This window comes from Eoetvoesiella caeni (genome assembly GCF_003315175.1).
GTDB lineage: Bacteria > Pseudomonadota > Gammaproteobacteria > Burkholderiales > Burkholderiaceae_B > Eoetvoesia > Eoetvoesia caeni.
The window spans coordinates 75,722-101,261 of sequence record NZ_QNRQ01000007.1 but is presented as its reverse complement, the minus strand read 5'-3'; the positions used below and the strand labels follow the sequence as shown (position 1 = coordinate 101,261).

The 25,540-nt window shown below is 59.1% G+C and carries 26 protein-coding genes; 9 read left to right on the top strand and 17 right to left on the bottom strand.

The genetic code is table 11. The features are described 5' to 3' along the window. Positions 1 to 21 precede the first annotated feature (21 nt). Together DFR37_RS13800 and DFR37_RS13795 are read left to right on the top strand one after the other, a co-directional pair. Complete coding sequence (locus tag DFR37_RS13800; RefSeq protein ID WP_113933897.1) at positions 22 to 1,059, top strand: aromatic ring-hydroxylating oxygenase subunit alpha; 1,038 nt, start codon at positions 22 to 24, stop codon at positions 1,057 to 1,059. Positions 1,060 to 1,147: 88 nt separating this feature from the next. Further along, the gene (locus tag DFR37_RS13795; RefSeq protein WP_113933896.1) at positions 1,148 to 2,725 is read left to right on the top strand and encodes a sensor domain-containing diguanylate cyclase; all 1,578 of its coding nucleotides are present in this window, start codon (positions 1,148 to 1,150) and stop codon (positions 2,723 to 2,725) included. 15 nt (positions 2,726 to 2,740) lie between these two features. On the opposite strand, the gene DFR37_RS13790 is transcribed toward DFR37_RS13795, so the two are convergent. Together DFR37_RS13790 and panB are read right to left on the bottom strand one after the other, a co-directional pair. Then, positions 2,741 to 4,294, bottom strand: coding sequence for a DNA recombination protein RmuC (locus DFR37_RS13790; RefSeq protein WP_113934019.1), 1,554 nt, complete (start codon positions 4,292 to 4,294; stop codon positions 2,741 to 2,743). Positions 4,295 to 4,364: 70 nt separating this feature from the next. After that, complete coding sequence (panB, locus tag DFR37_RS13785; protein ID WP_113933895.1) at positions 4,365 to 5,186, bottom strand: 3-methyl-2-oxobutanoate hydroxymethyltransferase; 822 nt, start codon at positions 5,184 to 5,186, stop codon at positions 4,365 to 4,367. 252 nt (positions 5,187 to 5,438) lie between these two features. Here panB and DFR37_RS13780 point away from each other — a divergent pair, with 252 nt between their 5' ends. Further along, positions 5,439 to 6,284, top strand: coding sequence for an aldo/keto reductase (locus DFR37_RS13780; protein ID WP_113933894.1), 846 nt, complete (start codon positions 5,439 to 5,441; stop codon positions 6,282 to 6,284). Positions 6,285 to 6,288: 4 nt separating this feature from the next. Here the strand turns inward: DFR37_RS13780 and DFR37_RS13775 are convergent, their stop codons facing one another. From DFR37_RS13775 to cadR, 14 genes are all read right to left on the bottom strand, one after another. Further along, positions 6,289 to 7,731 carry an MFS transporter gene (locus tag DFR37_RS13775; protein ID WP_113933893.1) on the bottom strand — a complete coding sequence of 481 codons (1,443 nt, stop codon included), beginning with the start codon at positions 7,729 to 7,731 and terminating at the stop codon, positions 6,289 to 6,291. A 35-nt stretch (positions 7,732 to 7,766) separates the two neighbouring features. Further along, positions 7,767 to 8,642, bottom strand: coding sequence for an LOG family protein (locus DFR37_RS13770; RefSeq protein WP_113933892.1), 876 nt, complete (start codon positions 8,640 to 8,642; stop codon positions 7,767 to 7,769). A gap of 60 nt (positions 8,643 to 8,702) precedes the next feature. Further along, a complete protein-coding gene (locus DFR37_RS13765) occupies positions 8,703 to 8,906 on the bottom strand; it encodes a SlyX family protein (protein WP_113933891.1) in 204 nt (67 codons plus the stop codon). Between the two features lie 91 nt (positions 8,907 to 8,997). Continuing rightward, complete coding sequence (fdxA, locus tag DFR37_RS13760) at positions 8,998 to 9,327, bottom strand: ferredoxin FdxA (protein WP_113933890.1); 330 nt, start codon at positions 9,325 to 9,327, stop codon at positions 8,998 to 9,000. A gap of 67 nt (positions 9,328 to 9,394) precedes the next feature. Beyond that, entirely contained in the window at positions 9,395 to 9,778 is a 384-nt protein-coding gene (locus DFR37_RS13755; RefSeq protein WP_113933889.1) for an OsmC family protein, read from the bottom strand. A gap of 263 nt (positions 9,779 to 10,041) precedes the next feature. Next, entirely contained in the window at positions 10,042 to 10,194 is a 153-nt protein-coding gene (locus DFR37_RS23015; RefSeq protein ID WP_170139919.1) for a hypothetical protein, read from the bottom strand. Positions 10,195 to 10,228: 34 nt separating this feature from the next. After that, positions 10,229 to 11,092: an MBL fold metallo-hydrolase gene (locus DFR37_RS13745; protein ID WP_113933888.1), complete on the bottom strand. Its 864-nt coding sequence runs from the start codon at positions 11,090 to 11,092 to the stop codon at positions 10,229 to 10,231. A 131-nt stretch (positions 11,093 to 11,223) separates the two neighbouring features. Continuing rightward, positions 11,224 to 12,792 carry a phytoene desaturase family protein gene (locus DFR37_RS13740; RefSeq protein WP_113933887.1) on the bottom strand — a complete coding sequence of 523 codons (1,569 nt, stop codon included), beginning with the start codon at positions 12,790 to 12,792 and terminating at the stop codon, positions 11,224 to 11,226. Between the two features lie 111 nt (positions 12,793 to 12,903). After that, positions 12,904 to 14,013, bottom strand: a complete 1,110-nt coding sequence (locus DFR37_RS13735) for a transglutaminase-like domain-containing protein (protein ID WP_113933886.1) — start codon at positions 14,011 to 14,013, stop codon at positions 12,904 to 12,906. A gap of 143 nt (positions 14,014 to 14,156) precedes the next feature. Then, on the bottom strand, positions 14,157 to 14,756 hold the full coding sequence (locus DFR37_RS13730; protein ID WP_113933885.1) for a nuclear transport factor 2 family protein: 600 nt from the start codon (positions 14,754 to 14,756) through the stop codon (positions 14,157 to 14,159). 91 nt (positions 14,757 to 14,847) lie between these two features. Continuing rightward, positions 14,848 to 15,819, bottom strand: coding sequence for a c-type cytochrome (locus tag DFR37_RS13725; RefSeq protein ID WP_113933884.1), 972 nt, complete (start codon positions 15,817 to 15,819; stop codon positions 14,848 to 14,850). Next, a complete protein-coding gene (locus tag DFR37_RS13720) occupies positions 15,819 to 16,532 on the bottom strand; it encodes a c-type cytochrome (protein WP_113933883.1) in 714 nt (237 codons plus the stop codon). The genes DFR37_RS13725 and DFR37_RS13720 overlap by 1 nt, the downstream gene beginning before the upstream one ends. A gap of 199 nt (positions 16,533 to 16,731) precedes the next feature. Further along, a complete protein-coding gene (locus tag DFR37_RS13715; protein WP_211317251.1) occupies positions 16,732 to 17,460 on the bottom strand; it encodes a GntR family transcriptional regulator in 729 nt (242 codons plus the stop codon). Positions 17,461 to 17,578: 118 nt separating this feature from the next. Beyond that, positions 17,579 to 18,010 carry a Cd(II)/Pb(II)-responsive transcriptional regulator gene (cadR, locus tag DFR37_RS13710; protein WP_113933882.1) on the bottom strand — a complete coding sequence of 144 codons (432 nt, stop codon included), beginning with the start codon at positions 18,008 to 18,010 and terminating at the stop codon, positions 17,579 to 17,581. 396 nt (positions 18,011 to 18,406) lie between these two features. On the opposite strand from cadR, the gene DFR37_RS13705 reads away from it, so the two are divergent. The 3 genes from DFR37_RS13705 to DFR37_RS13695 all read left to right on the top strand — a co-directional run bounded on the left by DFR37_RS13705 (position 18,407) and on the right by DFR37_RS13695 (position 21,952). Continuing rightward, positions 18,407 to 20,722, top strand: a complete 2,316-nt coding sequence (locus tag DFR37_RS13705) for a heavy metal translocating P-type ATPase (protein WP_242341858.1) — start codon at positions 18,407 to 18,409, stop codon at positions 20,720 to 20,722. A gap of 127 nt (positions 20,723 to 20,849) precedes the next feature. After that, positions 20,850 to 21,347 (top strand): MarR family winged helix-turn-helix transcriptional regulator, encoded by a 498-nt coding sequence (locus DFR37_RS13700; protein ID WP_113933881.1) that lies wholly within the window; start codon positions 20,850 to 20,852, stop codon positions 21,345 to 21,347. Positions 21,348 to 21,364: 17 nt separating this feature from the next. Next, the gene (locus tag DFR37_RS13695; protein WP_113933880.1) at positions 21,365 to 21,952 is read left to right on the top strand and encodes a TMEM175 family protein; all 588 of its coding nucleotides are present in this window, start codon (positions 21,365 to 21,367) and stop codon (positions 21,950 to 21,952) included. A 59-nt stretch (positions 21,953 to 22,011) separates the two neighbouring features. Here the strand turns inward: DFR37_RS13695 and DFR37_RS13690 are convergent, their stop codons facing one another. Next, entirely contained in the window at positions 22,012 to 22,974 is a 963-nt protein-coding gene (locus DFR37_RS13690) for a LysR family transcriptional regulator (RefSeq protein WP_113933879.1), read from the bottom strand. A gap of 147 nt (positions 22,975 to 23,121) precedes the next feature. Here DFR37_RS13690 and DFR37_RS13685 point away from each other — a divergent pair, with 147 nt between their 5' ends. The 3 genes from DFR37_RS13685 (at position 23,122) to DFR37_RS13675 (ending at position 25,510) form a co-directional block, all read left to right on the top strand. After that, positions 23,122 to 23,748 carry a glutathione S-transferase family protein gene (locus tag DFR37_RS13685; protein ID WP_113933878.1) on the top strand — a complete coding sequence of 209 codons (627 nt, stop codon included), beginning with the start codon at positions 23,122 to 23,124 and terminating at the stop codon, positions 23,746 to 23,748. A 62-nt stretch (positions 23,749 to 23,810) separates the two neighbouring features. Next, positions 23,811 to 24,812 carry a pyridoxamine 5'-phosphate oxidase family protein gene (locus DFR37_RS13680; RefSeq protein ID WP_113933877.1) on the top strand — a complete coding sequence of 334 codons (1,002 nt, stop codon included), beginning with the start codon at positions 23,811 to 23,813 and terminating at the stop codon, positions 24,810 to 24,812. Positions 24,813 to 24,880: 68 nt separating this feature from the next. Then, positions 24,881 to 25,510 (top strand): pseudouridine synthase, encoded by a 630-nt coding sequence (locus DFR37_RS13675; protein ID WP_113933876.1) that lies wholly within the window; start codon positions 24,881 to 24,883, stop codon positions 25,508 to 25,510. The last annotated feature ends 30 nt before the right edge of the window (positions 25,511 to 25,540 follow it).

Below are 25,540 nucleotides of genomic sequence, written 5' to 3'. Positions count from 1 at the left end.
GCTACACACAGGAGCCACATCATGTTTCCCCGCAATCAATGGTATGTCGCCGGCCTGTCCAGCGAACTTCAAGACAAACCGGTCGCCCGCACCCTGCTGGGCAAGCCGGTCGTGCTCTTCCGTGGTCCGTCCGGCGAAGCCGCAGCGCTGGAAGACAGATGCTGCCACCGGCAGTTGCCGTTGTCCTATGGCACGCTTGAAGACGGCGGCATCCGCTGCGGCTATCATGGCCTGCTGTTCGGCCCCGACGGCAAATGCCTGGAAATTCCCGGACAGGAAAAAATCCCCTCGAAGGCTTTCGTCAAGCCGTACATCGTGCAGGAACGCAATCAGATCGTGTGGATCTGGATAGGCCAGACCGACGACACCGCCCCCGATTGCGAGCCGCCTGAATACGCGGTCCACGACAATCCCAAATATCAGTTCAAGGGCGGGCTGTTCCATTACGAAGCGCCATACCAGCTGATTCACGACAACCTGCTGGACCTTAGCCACCTGGGCTACGTCCACTTGAAGACCATAGGCGGCAACGCCAGGCTGCACATGAGCGCTCCCACCCGCGTTGAAGGGGAAGGCGACACCGTACGTGTCGTGCGCTGGATGAAAGAGTCGGCGCCGCCTCCCACTTATACGGCCGCTTGGCCCTACAAAGGCCTGATCGACCGTTGGCAGGAAATCGAGTTCAACCTGTCCTACCTGGCCATCTGGACCGGCGCCACCGACGCCGGCACCGAAGACCTGGCCGATCCGGCGCGCGGCGGCTTCCACATGCGCGGCTTTCATGGCATTACGCCCGAAACCGAGACCACATCGCATTATTTCTGGACTATCGCATCGAACTCGCACCCCGATTGCGACGACAACTTCCCTACCGTTTACGAGCAAACCAAGAATACCTTTGCCGAAGACAAAGTCATTATCGAGGCCCAGTATAAAAACATGCTGCAATTCGACAATCCCGCCTGTGTGGACATCCATGTCGATGCGGGAGCCAACCGAGCGCGCCGCATCATCACGCGCCTGAACCTGCAGACGCTGGAGCAAGTAGCCGCCGAATAACAGGAAATTGCCGGCAGGCATTGGCCCTCGCTTATAATCGTGGTGGCTTGCGTTCGAACGCAAGCCACCATCGACACCAGACGGGCCAATGAAAGAAAAACTATTCCGCATCGACCTAAGGCGTCTCATCCTGTGGATGTGTCTATTTTTCGTCTTTCTGGCGCTGGCAAACAATCTATACGCTTCGTACAAGGTCCAACGAGAGATCCTGCTTCACAATACCCTCGAAGCCAACCACGTCTACGCCCTGAAGCTTGCGCAAATCACCAATGCGTACATCGAATCTTCCAAAAGGGTGCTTGAAGCCGCAAGCCATGAAATCGGCAAAACGGGACGCGACAGCGCCGCGGCCCAGGACGAACTAGGGCGTGTTGCGCGCATGACGCACAACTTCAATTCCTTGTTCTTCACCAACGCCTCGGGCCGCGTCATGGCGGCGCTTCCGCTTGCCGACAAGCTTGCCGGTACCAATGTGCAAAGCCGCTACTCGCTGGAGGCGCTCAAGCTTCGGCAACCGCTTATCAGCAGGCCGTTCCTGGCGCCCGCGGACCGTTGGCTGATCCTGGTTTCGCAGCCGGTATTTCAGTCTAATGGCGCTTACGCCGGGTTCATCGGCGGAACCATCTACCTGCACTCTCCCAACGCCTTGCAAAGAGTCCTGGGCGAACATTACTACCGGGACGGCTCGTATATTTATGTCGTCGACCGCGACGGGCTGCTTATCTACCACCCCGACAAAAAACGCATAGGAACATCGAATCTTAATAATCCGGCCGTCCAGCAAGTGGTGCACGGCAGAAGCGGCGCAATACGGCTAAGCAATACGCGCCAAATCGATATGCTGGCCGGCTATGCCCCGGTAGCAGCCACTGGCTGGGGTATTGTCGTGCAGCGTCCGACCCAGGCGGCGACGGCAGCGCTTTACGATCTGTTCTGGCGCACTCTGTATTATTCACTGCCCATTACACTGCTTAGCCTGCTGGCCATATGGTGGCTGGCCACGCTTATTTCGCGCCCCTTGCGGGAATTGGCCGAAGTGGCCGTCCACCTCGACGACCGTCCCAGTTTCGACCGCATTCATCTGATCAACGGCTGGTATATCGAGGTCTCCTTGATACGCAAGGCGCTGCTTACCGGGTATTCCGCCGTCTCTACGCGCATGAGCCGCCTGCATCGCCAGGCCGAAACCGACCCGCTGACCTCCTTGACCAACCGGCGCGGACTGGAGTCGGCGCTTGCCGCACTGAAACAGGCAGGGAATCCATTGGCCGCCGTCATGTTCGATATCGACCATTTCAAGGCCATCAACGATACGCACGGGCATGTTGCCGGCGACGAAGCCCTGGTGACGGTTGCCTCAATCGCGCGAAAAACCGCCCGCGAATCCGACGTGGTTGCCCGCATGGGCGGCGAAGAGTTCGTCGTGCTGATGCCTGGCAGCGCTCTGGATTCTGCGCTGGCATTTGCCGAGCGCCTGCGCGAAGAGATTGGACGCGCACGCATCACCCAGGACGGACAGGTTACCGTTTCGCTGGGCGTTGCCCTTTATCCGCTGCACACCCAGGACATCGACACCCTGTTGCCCTTGGCCGACACAGCGCTTTATCAAGCCAAAAACGCGGGCAGGAACTGCGTGCGGGTGGCCGGCCGGCACGAAGCGATCTGAACGCGCCGCCCGCGGCTATTCGGTGTCCGCTGTACCGGAACCGTCCGCGACGCTAGAACCGTCATCCAGCTCCAGGCTTGGAACCGTACCGTTTCCGACAATCAGTTCCAGTTTTTCGGTGTCCACATCCCGATGCAGCGGTTCGATGGCCGGCATGACTTTATTGGCCTTGGACGACAACTCGTTAAAGCGCGCCGCCTTGCCGTACAGGCCTTGCTTGCCGGCCAGCGACGTAACCGTGCGGTTGTAGTGGCCGCTGACCGTGCCCAGGGTGTCGCCCAGTTTTTTGAGGTTCTCGGCCACGATCACCACCTGGTTGTAGATTTCGCCTGCCCGATTGCTGAGCTCATGCGCCTGCTCGTTGCTGCGGGCCACCATCCACAAGTTGGCGACTGTCTTCAGAATAGGCATCAGCGTCGTGTGCGAGACCATGATGACATTGCGCTGATAGCCGTAGTTGAACAAGTCCCGATTGTGCTTTAGCGCTTCTATGTAGGCGGGTTCGATCGGCATGAACATCAGCACAAAACTGGGGCTGCGCATGCCGATAAGATTGCTGTAGTCCTTTTTGGACAAGTCGTCGATATGGTTCTTGACCGCCTTCACGTGCGCTTCCAGGGCCGCCTCGGCCTGCGCCTCGGTTGGCGCGCCTATGGCGCGATCGTAGTCGACCAAAGAGACTTTGCTGTCGATGACCATATGCTTTTGGTCAGGCAGCTTCACAACGAAGTCGGGCTGGCGGGAATTGCCTTCGTCGTCCTTGAAATGCGCCTGGGGTTCGTAATGGTCGCCCTTCATCAGCCCGGCCAGTTGCAAGGTTCTTTCCAGCTGTACCTCGCCCCAGTTGCCGGTGGTTTTTTTGTCGCCCTTTAGCGCGCTGGCCAAGGTATTGGCTTCGGCGCTCATTTTCAGGCCGATTTCCAGCACCTGCTTGATCTCCGCGCCCAGCGACACATTGCCTTTGACGGACTCGTCGTGCACCTGGTTGATGCGTTGTTGAAAGCCCTGAATCTGCTCTCGGAACGGCTTGAGCATGGCATCGAGCGAGGACTGGCTGGTCTGCGCAAAGGTCTTGCCTTTTTCCTCGAGGATCTCATTGGCCAGGTTCTGGAATTCAGTCTTGAGCATTTGGCGGGCGCTCTCGAGCGAACGCTTGAGCTCTTCGAAGTTGGCAAGCTTTTCGTCGTGGGTGACGGTAAGCCCCGTAAGCCGCCGGTCGGTGTCGGCCAGTGTTTCCTTGACCTGCCGCAGCTCGTGTTCGCGGGCCGCCAGGCTCTCTCGCCCTTCAAGCATGCGTTCGCGCAGGTTCTGCGCTTCGGATTCTGCCCGTACACGCGCACGATCGAGTTCGTCCTTGCGCTCGTCCAACGCCGCATGCGCGGCACGAAGCTGCGCCAGTTCAGAGCGCAACTGCTCGGCCTGCGTCTCGCGCTGCGCAGCCAAAGCCTGGCTTGCCGCCAGTTCGGCCTGCGCAGCCGACACCGCCTTGCGGTAATAAAACATGCAGGCAAGGATGCCGGCCAGCAATCCCGCCAGCACTAGAACGCCCATCAGCATCACAGGATTCATTTGTTCCACATTCATATCCTTTTACCGCCGACTGCCGGTTCACCGGCAACTACGGATTTCAGCCCGCAGTTCATTTCTTCACGCCAAAGCAGTTGTCCAGGGTTGGGAAAGCGCCGCTGCGCACGTCGCCCGCATATTGCCCGACCGCCTGGCTGATCAGCGCTCCGACATCGGCGAACTGTTTTGCAAACTTGGGGATGCGAGCGCCGCTCAGACCCAGGATGTCTTCGGTAACCAGCACCTGGCCGTCGCAGTCGGGCGAACCGCCGATGCCGATAGTGGGGATGGACAGCTTCTCGGTGATATGCCGCGCCAGGCCTTCCGCCACGCCCTCCAGCACCACACCGAAGGCGCCGGCCTGTTCGTGCGCCAGGGCGTCATTCAAGATACGGTCGGCCGACTCTTGTGTCATGCCTTGCGCCTTGAAGCCGCCCATCGTGTTGACATACTGCGGCATCAAGCCCACATGGGCCAGCACGGGAATGCCGCGCTCGACCAGAAAGCGCGTGGTCGGCGCCAAGGCGGCACCGCCTTCCATCTTGATGCCGTCACAGCCGCTGGTGGCCATGGCCATGGCGCAGTTGCGAAACGCCTGTTCAAGCGACTCTTGGTAGCTGCCGAAAGGCATGTCGACGATTACGCAGGCGCGCTGGGTGCACCGCACTACCGCCGCCGCATGGAAAGCCATTTGCTCGGCAGTGATGGTCAGCGTATTGGGCAAAGCATAGCCCACCATGGCGGTCGAATCGCCCACCAGGATCATGTCCAGATGTTCGTCCAGCAACCGGGCTATCGGCGCATTGTAGGCCGTCAGGGAGACAATTTTCTTTTGCCCCTTGTATGCCATCAATTGCGGCACGCTAATGCGTTTTACATCGGTATGTACACTCATTTCCTGCTCCTGAAATATTCATCCTGCCCACAACGCCCGCAACAACCGTGCGCCGCGCGGCAGCTTATTGCAACATACGTATAATCGAACTACTGAACCCGGCAATATAAGCCAATTAACATACACGCAAAATAATCAGCATACCGCGCCAGTGTGCCGTTCGGTCAATTCATGCATTCCAATTCGGACGCATGGCCGGAATCGAGCATTCGATTCAGCCAGACAGCGCACTACAGCACCACGGAGAGCACCATGAGCAACATTATGAATACCGTAACCTTTCACGACGGCAATAGCGTACCGCAGCTTGGCTTCGGCGTCTGGCAAATCGACAACGATATTGTCGCCTCGACCATCAAGACCGCCGTCGACGTAGGCTACCGCCTGATCGATACCGCGGCCATATACGGCAACGAAAGCGGCGTGGGAGAAGGCGTCAGGGACTGCGGCGTCGACCGTAGCGAACTATACATCGCCAGCAAAGTCTGGAACGACCGCCACGGTTACGACGAAACCATGGCCGCATTCGACGAAAGTATGGAAAAGCTTGGGCTGGACTACCTGGATATGTATCTTATCCATTGGCCCGCGCCCAAAATAGGCCTGTATGTCAAAACCTGGGAAGCGCTGATTCAACTGCGCGAAGAAGGTCGGGTCAAGTCGATAGGCGTCTGCAATTTCAATATCCCGCACTTGCAGCACCTGCTGGACGAAACCGGCGTACTGCCGGTGCTGAACCAGATAGAACTAAACCCGCGTTTCCAGCAGCCCGAACTGCGCGAATACCATGCGCAAAACAATATTGTCACCGAATCCTGGAGCCCGCTGGGCAATGGCTTGCTGTGGGACAACCCGGTCTTGGTGGGCATTGCGCGCAAGCACGGCCGCTCGGTTGCCCAGGTCGTGATTCGCTGGCACACGCAACTGGGCAATATGGTCATCCCGAAGTCGATCACGCCCAGCCGCATTGCCGAAAACTTCGCCATTTACGACTTTACTCTGGACAACGACGACATGGCGGCCATCGGCAAGCTGCATGACCCCGAAGCGCGCCACGGCCCCGACCCAGAGCGTTTCCGCCTGCCCAAGGCGGTTTAGCTTCCTACGCGGCGTCGGTGGCCGCCGCAACGGCCGCGGCCGGGCGGCGCAGCACACGCCCCATGAATATTGCCGCCGCCACCGGCGAAAGCGCAAAAATGGCAAACATGGCCAACGCCGCATGCCGCGTGCCCTCTACCCCGCCCGGCTCGATCAGGCCGGCGGCATTGGCTATCATGCCGCCCAGCGTGGCGCCAAGGGCCATCGCGTAAAGCTGAATGGTAATAATGGCGGACGACGCCATGTTCTCTTCGCCCGGCGGCGATGTCTTGAACACTTGCGTCAACAAATGAGGCCAGCATAGCCCTATACCCAGGCCAACGCCCATCAAAGGCAGCAACAGCCACCACACCCCATTGGCGTTCGCGTTCAGCCCCGACCAAGGAACCAGCGCGGCAAGCCCGGCCAAAGAAGCGGCCGACACCAAAGGACCGGCACGCAATAATTTGCGCGCGGTCGCCGAACTGCGGCTGGAACTTGTAATAGAGCCCACCGTCCAACCCGCGGACATCAACGCGGTCATATAGCCGGCTATCAGCGGAGTATAGCCATGGATCATTTGCAGGAAATACGGCACAAAGACTTCGACGGTAATCCCGATGCTCAGCAAGCAGACGCAGGCATACAGGCTGCCCAGGCCGCCCTTCTTCAAAGAATAGGCTCCTGTCGGCATCAGGCGTACGGAGGCGGTTTTATCGACCCGCGCCACCCCAAGGCCAATCAGCAGGCCGGCTATTATGCCCAGCGCATTCCATGACACCTGGTAAGTAAGGCTGGAAACCGAAATCACCAGGACCGAAGCCACCAGCAAGGCGATCTGGAGCATGGGTACCTTGACATCGGTTCGCGGGCTGGACACCTTGGCCGAAATTTGCTGTGTAACCAGCCACGCCAGACCGGCGCACATCGGCAAAACCACCCAGAACGCCCAGCGCCAATGCCCGGTTTCGGCGAAAATCCCGCCTATGGCCGGCCCCAGCAAAGTTGCAATGCCCCACATGCTGGAAGTCAGCCCGGTCGCCAGCGGCCACAGCCGCTCTTCAAACACAATGCGTATCGACGAATAGCACAGCCCCAGCAGCAGGCCGCCACCCAGTCCCTGCCAGGTGCGGCCTGCCAGCATCCACCCCATGGTGGGCGCGGCGGCGCAGGCCGCGGTGCCTAGCGCGAACAGGGCTATGGCCACCAGAAACGCACGCCGCGGCCCGAATATGTGCAGCGTCTTGGGCGAAAGCGCCGAGCCGAAAATGGATGCGGCCACAAACAGCGTGGTATTCCAGGCGTAATACTCCAGGCCGCCGATATCTTCCACCACCGAAGGCAGAATAGTCGTGGCGATATAAACATTTACAGCGTGCAAGGCGACGCCGCCGGCCAGCGCTATCGAGCGCAAAGCATTACGCCCCGATAATAGTTCGCCCCAGGACGCGGCTTTGGTATTTTGCATAATCGACCTATTTGTATTTGTTATGGCACATCGCGTTACGGCACACGGCCCGGCGCGCCCTTGGCGGGCAAACGCTCAAGAATTTCCATGATTTCTTCAGCCGTTTCTACTACTTCCATCAATTTCTTGTCTTTGGCATCGATCATGCCTTCTTCTACAAGAAAATCAACATTCATGGCCTTGGACCAAAAATCCCGCCCCACCAGGATAATCGGCATGGGCGACATCTTTCTGGTCTGAACCAGCGTCAAAGCCTCGTATAGCTCGTCCATAGTGCCGAAGCCTCCAGGAAAAGCCACCAATGCGCGCGCGCGCATCAAGAAATGCATTTTACGCAATGCAAAGTAATGAAAGTGAAAGCATAGTTCGGGACTGATGAACGGGTTGGGCAGTTGCTCGTGCTCGAGCGTAATGTTCAGGCCTATGCTCATGGCCCGGGCGTCGTAGGCGCCGCGATTGCCGGCCTCCATAATGCCCGGCCCGCCCCCCGTCACCACCACCAGGCGGTTCGGGCTATGTGGCTGGAAGCGCTGGGAAACCATGGTGGCAAACCGCCTGGCCTCGTTGTAATAATGCGAATATTCGACCCGCTTGCGGGCTTTTATCAGGTCACGCCGGGCCTGCGCATTGTTTTCGTTTTTACGAGCGTGCTGCTCGGCCAGCTCCAGGTTCATTATCGCCAGATCGGGGGGAAGAATACGTGCGCTGCCGAACACCACCACGGTAGAGTCCACCTCGCAGCGTTGCAGGTTATGTTCCGGCTTGAGCAGCTCCAGTTGCAGCCGCACTGGCCGCAATGCCTTGCTCGTCATGAACGCTTCATCCTCGAACGCAATCCGATACGGCTCGCTGGCAGCCAGCTTGGTCTGCATCGCCTCCAGCTGTTCGTTGGTCAAATCGTCACTGCGCATGGATAGCCTCCTCGCTCTTGTTGGTTTTGGCGCATGCCAGGCGGCCTAGCCGCCGCGAGTTCAATAATGCGGCGGCTTTTCGTGCACGTAGGCGTCCGCTCCGCCAGAGGCATCGTTCAGGCGTCCCATCAGCATCTTGCATAGCGCCTGCAACTCATCGATTTGCCTTTGCTGCCGATAGACGGCCTCGTTCAACTCTTGCGTCAAATCCTCCTGGCGGGTCAGCTTGACTTCAAGGTCGATGAAACGTTCTTCGTCTGTCACCGGAATTACCCATTTTGATGAAAAATACAGTGTAGCTCGCCCATGCCGCCGCGGGCGCGCAGGCGCCGGGCGCGGCCAGGCCTGCGTCTTTTTAGCGTTGTAAAAGCCCCAGCTTGTCCGTAACGCCCGCCCACTTTTCGTGTTCGGGCAAGGGCGCTTTGGCGTGCGAAATACGCGTCCATTGCCGATTGCGGGACAAGTCGCGGTTAAGCTCGAGAAAATGCATCTGCGCCGGGGCAAGGTCGGTGTCCGCAACGATGGCCCCCACCGGACATTCCGGCACGCAAATAGAGCAGTCTATGCATTCGTCCGGATTGATCACCAGAAAATTGGGACCTTCCAGGAAGCAGTCCATCGGGCAGACAGTGACGCAATCCGTATATTTGCACTGGATACACGCTTCGGTTACTACAAAAGTCATTATTACCTCTTACAACGTCGTAAGAAGCATTTTACCGAAGGAAACCGGCCCAGGTTTTGCCGCTACGCTATTCTTCACGCGTATCAATGCGAATCTGCGCCGACAGCATCTTGTGCACCGGGCACTTATTCGCGATTTCAGTAAGCCGGTCGCGTTGCTCCTGGTCCAGTTCGCCCACGTAGTGAATGTGCCGGGTCAGGTTCAATACCCCGTCCTTGAGTTCGTGCTCGACACGCACCTGAACATCCTGCGCGTCCCAACCCTTGCGCTGCGCGTACAAAGTTACGGTAAGCGCCGTGCAGCCCGCCAGCGCGGCCGCCACCAGGTCGTGCGGCTCGGGGCCGGCGTCCTCGCCGCCCAAAGCCTCGGGCACATCGGTTACCAGCTTATGCCGGCCGATCTCGATAATGCGCTGAACCTTGCCCTCGCCCTTATATACCTTGACATCCATCTCGCGCCTCCGGCTGATTGAAGTTGGCAGGAATAAGTGCGAAGCGCCTTCATGGGTAAGCCCATGTCGCCCAGCGCCCTATTCCAGAAACTTCAATACTACATCGGTATAGGCGAGTACCGGGCTCTAATCCAGCAAGCCCGAAATTTCCGGCTGCAAGGCCGCGATGATTCCTATTGTGCGCACTCTCTTGCCGTCTTCATTCGCCTATTCCTTGGGCTGCGTTTTACTGACGGTGATTTTATCGCCGATGTCGAAGGTCATTAAATCTTCGCCGACGACCAGCGGTCCTTTATATGTTGTGCGCGTAAGTGCTTACCCAGAAGATGCACGCGCAAATCGGAATGAACTGGCTCGGAGGCGGCCGCCACGGGCTGGGCGGCCACGGCGGCGGCGCCAGCCAGCGCGATGTTCATATATTAACGATCTCGGCAATGCGGCTTTGCACAACTACAAGGTGTTAAGCGGAACCTTCAGATAGCGTACGCCATTGTCTTCCGGCGGCGGCATTTCGCCCGCGCGGATATTGACTTGTATCGACGGAACGATAAGCGTAGGAAGCTCCAGGGTTGCATCGCGCGCGGTGCGCATGGCGACGAACTGTTCTTCGGTAACACCGTCGTGCACGTGGATGTTGTCGGCGCGCTGCTGGGCGACGGTGGCTTCCCATGCGGGTTCGGGCCTGGATTCCGTAGGGTAGTCGTGACACATGAAAAGACGCGCCGTATTGGGCAAGTCGAACAGCTTGCGTATGGACCGATACAGAATATGCGCGTCGCCGCCCGGGAAGTCGCAACGCGCCGTGCCCACATCGGGCATGAACAATGTGTCGCCCACAAATACAGCGTCGCCTACCTGGTAGGCCATGCAGGCCGGCGTATGGCCCGGCACGGACAGCGCCCGTGCGGGCAGATTTCCTATGGCGAAGGTATCGCCGTCGCCGAACAAACGGTCGAACTGGCTGCCGTCCTGCGCAAACGAGGGTTCAAAGTTAAAGATTTTCCCGAATACACCCTGCACCTGCATAATATTCGTGCCTATGGCCAAGGTACCGCCCAATTGCTGGCGCATATATTGGGCCGCCGACAGATGGTCGGCATGGGCATGGGTTTCAAGCAGCCACTGAACCGTCAACTCATGTTCGCGAACGAAGGCAATAATCGCATCCGCCGAAGCGGTATGCGTACGGCCCGAATTCGGTTCATAGTCCAAGACCGTATCAATGACGGCGCAGGCCGAGCCAGCGCGTTCGAACACTACATACGAAATGGTGCCGGTGACCGAGTCGAAGAAGCCTTTTACAACTGGGACCATTGCCACCCCCCTTTTCAAGCTCAATATGACGACACAAGCCTGCATTGGCCGTGCCCGGCCGCGGTCATGCAGACACCTGTTGCCATGATGCCATACCGCCAGGCCGGAATAAACCCATGGACGGGCCCGGGCTATTCAGTCAATAGATTAGCCAGCATGAAGCCCGACCCTGCCCCCGTACCAGCTCCCGGCCAAGTCGAGGCTCCGCATAAATACAAAGACTTGATCGGTGTACGGTAGCGCGAATACCCCGCCACGGGCCGGAATATAAAGTTCTGGTCCAAATGGTGGCTGCCCGAGACGCTGTCTCCGCCGATAAGGTTGGGATTCTCACGCTCCAGGTCCAGGGGCGAAAAGACCTTCTGCGCAAGAATATTCTGCCGCACACCGGGCGCATACCGTTCAAGAACATCCAGCACCCGCTCGGCATAGGCCTCGCCCGCCTCATCCCAGTGGGTAGCGCCAATGGTGCCCAGCGAATCGCCCTTGATCACCGCAGGCAAGACGCGTACCTGGATCCAAAGCACGTGCTGGCCTTGCGGCGCACGCGACGGGTCAAGCGCCGTAGGCTGGCCGACAACAAGCACCGGTTCGGCCGGCAGCAAACCTTCGGCAGCTTCGGCATAAACGCGCGACATCATCGCCATGTCGGGCGCCACATGCACATAGGCGTACTTTCTCAGTTCTTCACCTGCCAGCCACTGAGGCAATTCCTTCAAGGCCAGGTGGATCATCATGGTGCCCAGGCCGGGGCGGAACGCCTGGACCTTGGACTCGAACGCCTGAGGGGCGGCGCCGTTGGGCAGCAAAGCACCGAACACGTTCTTGGGGTTCACATTGGCAATGACGGCTCGCCGGGCCGATAAGACGCGGCCGTCCGCCAATTGCACGCCGGTTGCCGCGCCGCCGCCGGTAATTATCGATTGAACCGGGGCGTTCAGGATCAGTTCGCCGCCCTTGGCGCGCAACAAGTCCACCATGGACTTGATGATGGTATCGGCCCCGCCCTGGCCAATGACCATGCCGAAAGCCTGATTCGACATGGATTCAAGATAGGGAAACAGCGCACCTCCTGCCGCATCCGGCGCGAAGTCCACATGCAGGCCCCAGGTTGCCATCAGGGTGCGCACATGATTGTGTTCGAAATTCGCGGCAAGAAAGTCGCGCGGGGATGAAAGCATCAAGCGCAGCAGGCCATACAGGCCGGCAGTGCCCAGCTTGCGCCAGGCGCGCCACACAACCTTGAGCGCTGCCCATGAGGGCATCGGCGAACCCAGTATCCCGAAAATGTGCGGAGCATGCTCGCCGAAATGCTCGAGCATCTTGCGCCAGGCCTGGGCGTCGTGTTCGGAAATGGCCTGTATGCCAGCCACGGTCTGCTCGACATCCGTGCCTACGCCCAAATAGCCGCCGTCGCGAAAAACGCTGGCAAAACAATGCGGCGCGGGCACAAAGCCAAGCCCATGCGCGGCAAGTTCGTCTTTATAGCGCGCATGAAACGCCGAACCGGCAAACATGGAAAGGTTCATCGCGCCCCAGTCGTGCCGGAAGCCCGGCAGGGTAAGTTCTTGCGTCTTGACCGCGCCGCCCGCCTCGGCCCTGGCCTCGACCACCACCACCTTCCAGCCCTTGGCCGCCAGATCCACTGCGGCAGCCAGGCCGTTATGCCCCGCGCCGATAATTACCGCGTCGTACGTCATGCCCAATATCTCCTTTAAGCTTAAAAGAGATAATGCCATCCGGGACTATGGTTCGTCCAGACAGTTGATGCGATGGTGCTGTTTGAAGCGGCAAACAGCACCGCGCGCGCTTCACGTCGTCAACTGACGCGCCTTGAGGCGATAACTGAAAGTTTTGGGGTCCAGGCTGTCGAAACGGCCATCGCTGGACTCGCCGTTCGGGTACATCAAGAAAGGCACCGCGCCGTGTTGAGTGCCAGGCAGCGCCACATCGTGACCATGGTTGTACGCCACCCAGTTCATTTCCCAGGCCCCGAACAACATAACCCTGGCTGCATGTACTTTGGGGTCGCCAAGCGGCAAATTACCCGGGCTTTCCTGCAGCATGACCTTGCGCACATCGGCGGGATCCACCGGCACCCACCCATAGCCCGCCGCGTAGAATTCGGCACGGCAATGCTGCGCCCCCGTAACATCGCCAGAGGCGCCGAGGCTTTGATAGCCCAGTTGGGAATCGGCCACGCGTATGCCGTAGGCATCCCGCGCAGGAATGCCCGAAGCCCGAGCCAACGCCACAAACAAGGAGTTGATGTCGGCGCATTTGCCATTGAGATCATTCGCGGTAAGCATATAGCGCACGTCGCCGATGCCGCAGCCCCGGGTAGAGGCCGTACGGCAGGTATTCAAGACCACCCAGTTGTATATAGCACGGGCTTTTTCAATATCCCCTCGCCTGCCGCGAATGATGCGTTCGGCGGTCTGCTTGACGATGCCGTCGGTAGGCAGCAACGCGGTAGGCTGCAGATAACGTTCAAGAACCGCCCTGCTTTCGGGCGGCGCATCGGCCGACGGCGGTTGGGTCAAGTCGACTTGCCGGTTACGAATCTGAAATGTGCTGGTGACAGAGACCGTGCGCGAAGGCCCCGCGTCTGGCCATTGAGCGGCCAGCATCTGCACATTGGAACCCGGTGCGTGCATGAGTTGGGCGCTTCCGCCGCCCCCTATCTGCCAGGTAGTGGTGGCCGCCCGCTGATAAGAAGTGTTGTGTGCATCCGGTATAGGAATCCAGATACGCGCATGGGCGCCGGAATCGGCCACATTGATTTCCGTGGCCAATTCAAACGTGCGCCAGCCTGAGTCAATGTGCGTCGTGGCAGCTCGCGCCGGCAAGCCGGCAATACCCGAGGCGGCATACAAAGCCCCGGCGGTGGATGACAAACGAAGAAAGTTTCGGCGATCCATGGCGTCTCCTGCATACGTAAGTGTATTGAAACAGGCGGCCCTTACCGCTGCCACCAGGAAGCGAAAAGCTCGTTAATCATAGCACCATGCCGGGGCAAATAAGCCGGAATTAAATTACTGCCCCGAAGGCGCCTGAAAATGCGTTACAGCGGCTTGCCAGCTAGCCAGTCGCGGCCGCGCACGTAAAGCTTCTCGACCTCGGCGCCCACAAGCTGTGGCATGTCCAGTTTGACCTTGTAGCCGATTTGCGTCTGAATATAGGCCAGATGGCGATAGCCCGCGGGAAATGCGGCAAGCGCCTCGCGATCAAGCTCCAAACGCGCCGCGGGATCCACGGGATCGACGCGGTCCTTTTCGTAAATGGGCTGGCGCAGCACCATGCCCCAGCGGCCATCGCGCTTTTCCAGGAAGTCGTAGAAGCGGCCTGTGCAAACGACATCGCACAGCACGCCCTGGACATCGCCGCGCTGCGAAATAGTCATTTTCGTCTGGACGATGGCGCGATCGCCCTTCAAGTCGATGGATGTTCCGCCAAGGAAGTGCAATATGCTTACTCCCTTGGCCCATCCTTCCTGCGTCACACGAATGAAGTCAAGGGCGGGGCCTTGAAACCAGGTCGCCATCATTACCCCGTCGTCGTGCCAGACCGTCGCGAACCGGTCCCAGTCACCTGCATCGCGCCATACGGCCCAATTTTCGATCAGGTCCCGAATCTCCAGCCGGTCTTTCAATTGCTCGTCCATTCACATACCTTAAAAAGTGACTCAAAAGAAGCCTGCCGCGTTTGGCACTGCTGCCGGCACAGGCGAAAAAACAATAAACCCTTGGCCCTTGCTATGCGCCCGGCTTCGATGCCGACGGCGCCTTCGTCCTTAGCATTCCGCCGTGCGGCGTGGAGTTGGCGCCCAGGACCTTGCCATTAACCGTCTGTCCATACAGGTCCGTGGCCGCGTCGTGGTATTTTTTCTGTGTTTCTTCGACAGAACCATTGAAGCGCGGATCTTGCGGGCGCTCTTGGGCGTTCATGTAGTACGCAACATCCCAGGCCTCTTGGTCGGTCAGGGAACCGCCCTTGCCCAAAGGCATATTGGCCTTGATAAAAGCGGCGGCCGTCGGAATGCTGTGCATGCCGGCGCCCCAATTGAAGGAGTCGTCGCCCCACAAAGCCGGAAACACCATATGGCCCTCGACGCTTTGACCCTGCCCATTGGCACCGTGGCACAAGGCGCAATTTTTCTGGAACACCTGCTGGCCGCGCGTATAGTCGGCCGGCTGAGCCGGCTTGGGAAGCCGCTTGAAGCCCTGGCCCTCAAGCTTGACGCCGGTCGGAGCGTTCTTGGCCATCCAGTACATATAACTTTCAAGCGCCACGATGGTTTCGCTGTCGGCCGCCGGCTTGGCGCCGTTCATGCTGTACTGGAAACAGCCCTGCAAACGTTCGGCCAGGGTATTCACATGCCCGTTCTTGGCGCGATATGCCGGATACAGCACATAGGCGGCCCACAACGGCGAAGCGTCGCTGCGGCGCCCCGCATCCATATGGCAACTGACGCAGTTCAAATTGTTGCCGACGTATTTGCCGGCATATAGGCCGGTTTTGAGGAATATGTCCTGCCCCTGTTTTACCACCTTGCCGAAGGCGTCATCGGGAATGGCGGTAGCGGCCGGCGGCGTAAACTGCGGTGCGGAACTTGTACTCGCCGGCGCGGCATCTGCTGCGGCTGCTTGCGCCCCTGCTGCGCCGGCCAGTCCCAGAAGAGCCAAGCCCAGGGTGCCGCGAATGAACTGTTTGCGAGACGATTTCATTATTTCGCTCCTTCGGCTGGCGCCGCGGCGGCTTTGGCGGCTTGCGGCAAACCGGCAAAATAATCGGCAGCGGCTGTGATCTGCGCTTCGTTCATGCGCTTTGCAATGTCCCCCATCAGATTCAAGGGTCCCGGATTGCGCTTGCCCTGCTTCCAGGCAAGCAACTGTTCGCGCAAGTAGGCGGCAGGCTGCCCCGCAATGGCGGGAAACTGCTCGCCCACGCCGACGCCGCCAGGACCGTGGCACTGAATACAGGCTGGAAGATTGTTGCTCCAGTCGCCCCGGTTTGCCAGCCAGGCTCCGGCGTCATCTTTGGCGGGATAGGTATCAAGATGGCCGCTTAGCGCCTTGGCATCGAACGGGGCCGCCAGCGAAGCATAGTAGGCGGCAGCGGCCTGCATCTGGCTGCGATTCATTGCCTTGGCAATCGGCGCCATGACCGGGTGGCTGCGCGCCCCGGTGGCAAACTCTTGCAATTGCTCGTCCAGATAGCTGGCGCCCTGGCCGGCCAAATAAGGAAAACCGGCGGCCGCCATGCCCTCGCCCTTGGCGCCATGACAGGTGGCACATGCCAGAACCGCGCCGCTGCCCGATTTGGCCAGTGTCTGTCCCTGCTCGACCGCCGTCTGGGCAAACGTTGGGGCGCTCATGAAGAACGCCCCCATAGCCAAGCCGCCTACCGCCAAAACTGAAATACCTCTTTTCCGTACCATGCGTGCCAGCCTCCCGGTTTATTTCAGTATAAATATACGCTGCGCAAAACCCCACGCCGACGACTATCCCGTTTTATTGTTAAACGGTAGGCGGCCAAAGGCTGCGACTACCCGTGATTAGAACAAAGACAGCCCACCGCCGTAAAGAGGCGGCGCAGCCAAGGGCCGGCCCCTGGAAATGCAACGAGCCGCTGCGGCCTTAGCTTGCGTCTTGCTGCGCCTGGCGCAAGACTATGTCTGTGGTGGCTTGCAAATGAGCTCTGAGCAGACTGCAGGCTGTCGCCGAATCGCGCGCCAGCGCGGCGTGGGCCATGGCCTTGTGCTCGGCGGCAATGTCGCGCGTTATGCCCGAATCGACAACGATCCGCTGCTGCCCGTCGCCGGCGGGCTCGACCGCGGCCGGCTTGCTGACCGAAAGCAGCCTGTAGCGGGCAGTCTGGTCTCGCAGCAAGCTGGCCAGGTGGCACAGCCATTTCGATTCTGAAGCAGACAGCAATGCCGCATGAAACGCCACATGAGCTTGTTCCCATTCGGGATTCAGCCGCTCCGTCGAGGTGCTCATTGGCAGCCGGCTGACGCGATGGTGGGTTGAAAGAATAAGCTCTTCCCATTCCAGATTGCCGCGTTCGATAGAGCGCTGCAAAGCCTGGCATTCAATATGGATACGGGTTTCGGTAATGTCGATGAGGTCTTCCATCGAGACATCTGACACGCGAAAGCCGCGCTGATCCTCGGCGACGACGAATCCGCTTGCCGCAAGCCTGGACAGCGCTTCGCGCATGGGAATTGAGCCAGCGGTATAGCGCTCGCACAAATCCTTGATGCGTAATTTGGACCCAGGAGCCAACACGCCTTCGATGATGTCCGTGCGGATTTCGGATGCCAGGCTCGATGCCATGGTACGGCTAATCAATGCGTCTTGTTCCATGTCGATTTCATCTTGAAACGGAAGATTGAACAAAGCAGCGTGAAAGACATGCCGCAAGCCCGGAATATATGAGCCTTGTCATTGTATAGATATATATCTGCGGCAGCTTAATATATTTTCAGCTTGATGAATGGCCCGCAACCGAATGGCAGGAGCCATCGGAAAGAGCCTGCAATATGCCGCAGGACTCTGCCGGCTTGGCGATCTTGCATTTCTCGCGCAGCGTAATCAGGTGACGCTTCAATTGCATCAGTTCTTCAACGCGGATTTCTATTTGCGCGATGTGCTCGTCCACCAGGCCATTCACCCGCGCGCAATCTTCGTCAGGTGTGTCACGGTACTTCAGCAGTACGCGCACATCGTCCAGGGCCATGTCGAGCGTACGGCAGTGACGAATGAAACGCAGGCGTTCCACGTGCTCTTCGCCATAAAGGCGGTAATTGCCATCGCTGCGAAATGGCTCGGGGAGAAGGCCTTCCTTCTCGTAAAACCGTATGGTCTCGACCTGGCATTCAGTACGCTTGGCCAGTTCGCCGATCTTGATGTTCATGCTGGACTCCTTTGCACAACAAACCTTATAGTAAGTATAGGGTTGTGCCGCGAAATAATCAACGCCCGATCCGTACAGCGCCTCGCCCTTCGACAAATCAAGCGAAATGACTTGACCCTGAAGTCGCTATAGGGTTTTAAATTGGCAAAGTACATAAGGAAAACCGCCATGAAAGCCTTCGCCGACGACACCACGCCATCCTGCTGCGGCCACAGCCACAGCCACAGCCACAGCCACGATCATGATGGCCCCCACGCTTCATCGCTGCGCGATTCGCTGCCCCCCGAGGGGGCGCCATCGGCCTTGGGGCGGCCCTGCGGCGATGGGGGCCCCCATGCTTCACCGCTGCCCAAAGAAGCACTTACTGCGGCAGGCACCGCCTACCGTATTGCCACCATGGACTGCGCCGCGGAAGAGTCCGAAATTCGCCGGGCCCTGGAGCCTATAGCCGGCATCCGCAGTCTGCGCTTTTATCTTGGCGCCCGTACCCTGATCATCAATGCGTCGCCCGATGTACTGCCAGCCGCCTTGGCGGCCATACGCAAAGCCGGCTTCACACCTCAGGAAGTTTCTGGCCACAGCGGCGCGCCGCAAGCGCGCGGCGGCCAAGTGCTCGGTTTCTCGGGCGGAACGGGCCGACTCGTCCTGGCCCTTCTATTTGCGGCGGCAGCGGAAAGCCTGGTCTTTTTTGCGCCGCAAACCCAGGCATGGCAAATAGCCGGAATGGGCATAGCAGCCATTGCAATCGGCCTGGCCGGATTCGACACCTACTCCAAGGGCTTTGCCGCGCTGCGCCACGGCAGGCTGAACATCAACGCGCTCATGAGCGTCGCGGTAACCGGCGCGTTCTTGCTGGGTCAATGGGCTGAAGCCGCCATGGTCATGGCTTTGTATGCGCTGGCCGAGCTGATAGAAGCCCGCGCGGTCGACCGCGCCCGCCATACCATCAAGGGCTTGCTGGACTTGGCCCCCGAAACGGCCGAGGTACGCCAGCCCGACAATGGTGGGGCCCCCCACGCTTCACCGCTACGCGATTCGCTGCCCCCCGAGGGGGCGCCATCTGCCTTGGGGCGGCCCGGCGGCGATGGGGACCCCCACGCTTCATCGCTGCGCGATTCGCTGCCCCCCGAGGGGGCGCCATCTGCCTTGGGGCGGCCCGGCGGCGATGGGGACCCCCACGCTTCACCGCTACGCGATTCGCTGCCGGGCGGCAAATGGGAAACCGTGCCGGCCGACTCCGTGCGGCCCGGCGCCATCGTGCGCCTTAAGCCCGGCGAACGTGTTGCTCTGGACGGCATTGTTACCGCCGGCGCCAGCGCGGTGAACCAGGCTCCGGTAACCGGGGAAAGCATCCCGGTTGAAAAGTCCGTGGGCGACCCGGTATTTGCCGGCACCATCAACCTGTCAGGCTCGCTGGAATTCGAAGTCAGCGCTCCGGCAAGCGACTCGACCCTGGCCCGCATCATCCATGCCGTCGAAGAAGCTCAAGGCAGCCGTGCACCCACACAACGCTTTGTCGACCGATTCGCCTCCGTCTACACCCCCGCGGTTTTCATCATGGCGATCGCCGTGGCATCAATCGGCCCGCTGCTGTTCGACTGGACTGCATTCCAGGCCATCTACAAAGCATTGGTACTGCTTGTCATCGCCTGCCCTTGTGCGCTGGTCATCTCCACCCCTGTCACAGTCGTCAGCGGCCTGACGGCCGCCGCCCGCCGCGGCATCCTTATAAAGGGCGGCATCTACCTGGAACAGGCACGCAAGCTTAAAGCCATCGCCTTGGACAAAACCGGCACCATCACCGTCGGCAAGCCCAAGCTGGCCGAATGGCAGCTTGTCTCCAATACGGCCTCCAAAGACCACACGGCCTCCATAGCAGCCAGCCTGGCCGGCCGCTCGGACCACCCCGTTTCGCAGGCCATCGCACTCGGGCTGGGCCTGTCCTCGCAAGAAGTCCAGGACTTCGAAGCCCTCCCTGGCCGGGGAATCAAAGGCACCATTGCCGGCAAGCAATACGTGCTGAGCAACCACCGGACTATAGAAGAAAGAGGGCAGTGCAGCGCCGAACTCGAACTGCTGCTGAAAGCCCACGAAGTGGCGGGGCGCACCGTTACCTTGCTGGCATCCAGCGATGCCGTGCTGGCCGTCTTTGCCGTGGCCGACAGCATCAAGGAATCCTCCCGCGACGCCATCGCCAACCTCAAGGCGCTGGGCGTTGCCCCAGTAATGCTCACCGGCGACAACAACGCAACGGCGCGGGCCATCGGCCGCCAGGCAGGCATTGATGACGCGCGCGGCAATCTTTTGCCGGAAGAAAAACTTGCAGCCATCCAGGAAATCCAGCAGCGCTATGGACTCACCGGCATGGCAGGCGACGGCATCAATGACGCGCCGGCCTTGGCGCAAGCCGATATCGGCTTTGCCATGGGCGCCGCCGGAACCGACATTGCCATGGAAGCTGCCGATGTCATCATCATGAACGACGACCTGCACCGGCTTGCCGCAACCATCAAGCTGTCGCGCGATACACATTCGGTGCTGTGGCAAAACATTGCCCTGGCCCTGGGCATCAAGGCCGTGTTCTTTTACTTGGCCATTTTCGACGATGCCACCATGTGGATGGCCGTCTTTGCCGACGTAGGCGCCAGCTTGCTGGTCGTCGCCAACGGCCTGCGCCTGCTACGCAAGGGGCGCGGCGCAAAACCCCAGTAACCGACGCCTTGATTCAAATTCCGGCGCATCTGTTTCCCGGCCTTTCCTGCAAACTGTTCTGCCGCTAATATAGAATCAGAGGCGAGGAAAAATGAGAAACAATATAGAAATCAAGGCTAAATGACGTATGGCAGAAACAACCAACGAGACCCAATCACGTCGTTCAGAATATGCAAACTACCTGACTTTCAAGCTTGATCTACTCAAAGCAGAAATGCTTGGCGACGCCAATGAACTTTACCGTCGCGAAGTGGGGCTTGACGTGCGTTCGTTACGCCTGCTGCGCGCCATCTGCGATAACCCGGGCGTAACAGCCACCGGCTTGCGCGAGATGACCCTGGTAGAAAAAACCGCCATATCCAAAGTGCTGGCCGAACTGCTTGCCCTCAAGCTCATTCGACGCTCCCCCCACCGCAGCGACGCCCGACTGCTGCAGCTATGGCCCACCCCACGCGGAAAAAAACTGCGCGCCACCAGCGACGTCATCGGCCACGCGCTGGAGTCCTCCATGCTTTCAGTGCTGACCCAGGCCGAACAAGACCACCTTAACCTTTTGCTTGACAAGCTTACCGACAAGCTCCTGGCCAATGGCGGCAAACCTGCGGCCCGCGTAAAATCGCCTTAATTAAACGGGAGCGGACCATGGGAAAAAATCGTCTCGAAGCCTTCAGCGACGGAGTGCTGGCGATCATCATAACGATCATGGTGCTCGAGATGAAAGTGCCCCATGAGCCGACGCTTGCGGCAATAGGATCGGTTCTGCCCGTTTTCCTCAGCTACGTCCTCAGCTTTATCTACCTGGGCATCTACTGGAACAATCACCACCACATGCTGCATCTGGTCAGCCGGGTCAACGGTACGGTCTTATGGAGCAATCTGCACCTGCTGTTCTGGCTTTCGCTGTTGCCTTTCACGACGGGATGGATGGGCGAGAACCACTTCGCTGCGGCCACGCTGTTTCTTTACGGCATAAATTTACTGTGCTGCGCTATCGCCTACTTCATCCTGCAGCAAGGAATCATCAAACTGCAAGGAGCCGGTTCAATCCTGGCACACGCGGTCGGCCGCGACATAAAAGGAAAAATCTCTCCCGTACTGTACTTGCTGGGCATTGGCGCCTCGTTCGTATCGCAATGGGCTTCGGGCGCCTTTTATGTCGCGGCCGCCTGCATGTGGCTGATACCCGACAGACGAATAGAACACGAAGTCGCCCAACATATTCCCCAGTAGATTCATGGCCGGCGGCAATCTGCAAGCCGCCGAAAGGCGGCAGCCCTCGGGCTAAGCCGCTATGCCCGCCCGGCCATGTTGGCCCCTTTTCCCTTCGGTGCGTTGTTGCCCGCCAAATTAGCGGTGGACGCCAGGGCTTTCAGCGCGTCGACAAAAACACGCACTTTAACTGAGCGATGCCGTGCGGCGGGAAAAACCGCGTGGATCTCAGCCTTTGGCAAAGTCCATTCAGGCAAGATACGGATCAAGCGCCCTGCCGCCACATCCTCGCTGATCGAAAAATCCGTCAGGACGGCAAGGCCGCCGCCGGCCAGCGCCGCTGCCCGGCAGGCATTGGCCGTATTAGCCGAAAACACGGACTTGAATAGAACCAAGCACTTTTCTCCCGCCGCCTTTTCAAATACAAACGACAAAGGCTGTGCCAGCACGGACAGCGAAATAAAAGGCAAATCCCCCAGTTCTTCATGCATGCGCAAACGCCCGACACCCTGCAGGAACTTCGGACTGGCAACCAGCCACTTCGCATAGCTGCCCACCTTGGTCGCCTGATGGCTTGAGTCCGCCAAGCGCCCCAGCCGAATCGCAACGTCAATGCCTTCCGCAATCAGGTCAAACCGCGTGTCGCCCAAGATCAGTTCAATCTTCAATGCCGGATAACGTGCACGCAGCGCGACAAGCGCGGGGGTAATAATTGCGGCGCCGTAATCGATAGGCGCTGTAACCCGCAACGTCCCACGCGGCTCCGCCGTAGCGCTACCCGCTTCCAGCACAGCGTCATCGACGTCATTCAATATTCTTCGAGCCGAGGCATAAAACGCTTGTCCGGCTTCGGTCAAGCTCAAGCGTCGGGTAGTGCGCACCAGCAAGCTGGCGCCCAGCTCCGCTTCAAGCCGCTGCATATGCGTACTGACCATGGTTTTTGCGATTCCCAGCTTAGCGGCAGCCGCCGTCAATGAGCTGGATTCGGCTACCGCAACAAACACAACCAGCCGATTAAGATTGATCGAAGCTAGCTTGTTCATACAAGTTGTCCATTATTAGTGGATTATTAAACCTTAATTATCCGCTTTTTCTGCAAGGTCAACAGCGCTACTCTCTATATACAGGCAGATCGTGGCAGCAAACACCCGACAGCCTGTTTCCCGCAACCCTTTTTTGCAGGCACTCAAATGGCCATTACCAAACCCGCTCAGCCCATACGCGTTTACGGATCGGCATTATCTGGGCACACCCATCGCGTTCTCCTGTTTCTAAGCTTGCTGGACTTACCGCACGAGTTCATTTCCGTCGATCTTGCGCATGGAGAACACAAGCGTCCCCAATTTCTTGCAAAAAATCCCTTCGGCCTGGTGCCTGTCATTGAAGACGGCAGTGTCACGCTATACGACTCCAATGCAATCCTGGTCTATCTGGCAAGCAAATACGACAACGGAACATGGCTACCGCACGACCCCGTACGCGCCGCAACGGTGCAGGGTTGGCTTTCACTGGCGGCCGGCAATATATATAACGGCCCCAATGCCGCACGCCTGGTAAAAATACTCGGGGCGCCGCTGGACTATGAGCGCGCCAAGGCCATATCGACAGCACTATTCGATGTGCTGAACGTCGAGCTGCACGACAAGCAATTCGTATTGGGTAAAACGCCCAGCCTGGCCGATGTGGCAGCCTATGCCTACATCGCACGCGCACCGGAAGGCGGCATATCGCTTGAACCCTACGCAAACATACGGGCCTGGCTCAAGCATATTGAAGCCTTGCCTGGATTCGTCCCCATGACGGCAATCAAAGCCTAGCCTTTGAACCGAATAATAGGCTAGGGCGCCCTCTTTTTCGCTATCGCATCCTGGAATCAACCATGCCAAACACTTCCATGCTACGCGGATGGACAGCAAAAGAGTCTCCGTTCCATGCGGGCGAGCTGGCCGTGCAGGATCGTCTTGGCGTTCGTGAGCGCATCGACGCCATCGCACGCAAAGCTGGCATCCGCGACTATATGCCCGATCAGCACTGCCAGTTCTTTGCCGAGCGGCCCTTCCTGCTTATCGGCGCCGCCGACGCCGCCGGGCAGCCATGGCCTACTGTTCTTGCGGGCCAACCCGGATTCATTACCACGCCCGATGAGCGGACTTTGCATGTTGCCGCCACCATACCGCCACACAGCCCTTTGCATGGACAGCTGCGCGCCGGATCATTCGTAGGCTTGCTGGGCATTCAATTCACCACTGGTCGACGCAATCGCGTGAACGGAGCGATTACGGCAATCGACGACAACAGCCTGACTATGGCAGTCCGGCAGAGCTTCGGCAACTGCCGCAAGTACATACAAGCGCGGGAGCCCAGCCCGATCAAAGACAAAGCCCCTGACTCAATCCGCCGCCTTCCCGATACAGATCGGCTCAGTAAGGACGATCAAGGCTTGTTAAGCCGCGCCGATACATTTTTTATCGCGTCCGCCTATTTCAGCGAACAGGATCAAACTGCCCAAGGCGCCGATGTTTCCCATAGGGGCGGTCGGCCCGGCTTTATACGCATAGACGACGATCAGACGCTGACGTTCCCGGATTTCACTGGAAACTTTCTGTTCAATACCATCGGCAATCTTGTACGCAATCCACGCGCAGGCCTGCTCTTCATCGACTTCGACTCGTCGGACCTTCTTTACCTTGCGGGCGATGCGCATATTATTTGGGACGGACCCGAGGTAAGCGCTTTTACCGGCGCGCAGCGCCTAATACAGTTTCACCTGCATACAGTCCGACGCATTGCCAATGCCTTGCCGATACACTGGTCGCCCGTACGCTATTCAGAACAGTTGACGGGTACCGGAAGCTGGCAAGAATCCGCTGGCGCCTTGTAGCCAATTTTGATATTTTCTTTTACGCCTGCCGGTTACACTGATCGCATCCCGTCTTTGGTGACTACCGGATGCCTTCTTCCTCTCGCTTGATCCGCCAGCCCCGCCTCAACAAGCCAGGCGTACACCGCGTTTCCCAAACACCGCCGGCCCAGCCCAGGCTGATTGTCCTGAACAAGCCCTTCAACGTCCTGCCTCAATTCAGCGACGGCCAGGGCCGCTCCACGCTCAAGGACTTCGTCCCCGTCCCCGACGTTTACCCAGCCGGGCGCCTGGATCGCGACAGTGAAGGCCTGCTTCTGCTGACCAACGACGGCCGTTTGCAGGCGCGCATTTCCGATCCGAAGCACAAAATGGCCAAGACCTATTGGGTCCAGGTGGAAGGCGCGCCAACGCAAGAGCAGCTGCGGCATTTATGCACCGGGGTAGTATTGAATGACGGCCCAACACTGCCGGCCCTGGCGCAATTGATCGACACCCCGGCAATATGGCCGCGGCATCCGCCTGTGCGGTTTCGCATTAGCGTGCCGACCGCCTGGCTGGAGCTGACCATCCACGAGGGGCGCAACCGCCAGGTACGGCGCATGACGGCCGCGGTCGGACTGCCGACGCTGCGCTTGATACGAGTTCGCGTAGGCAACTGGAGCCTGGAAGACTTGTTGCCGGGGCAGTGGCGCGAAACCGTGCCGCCCTCTTTTTGATCGGGACAACGGCACAACAATCACCCATTG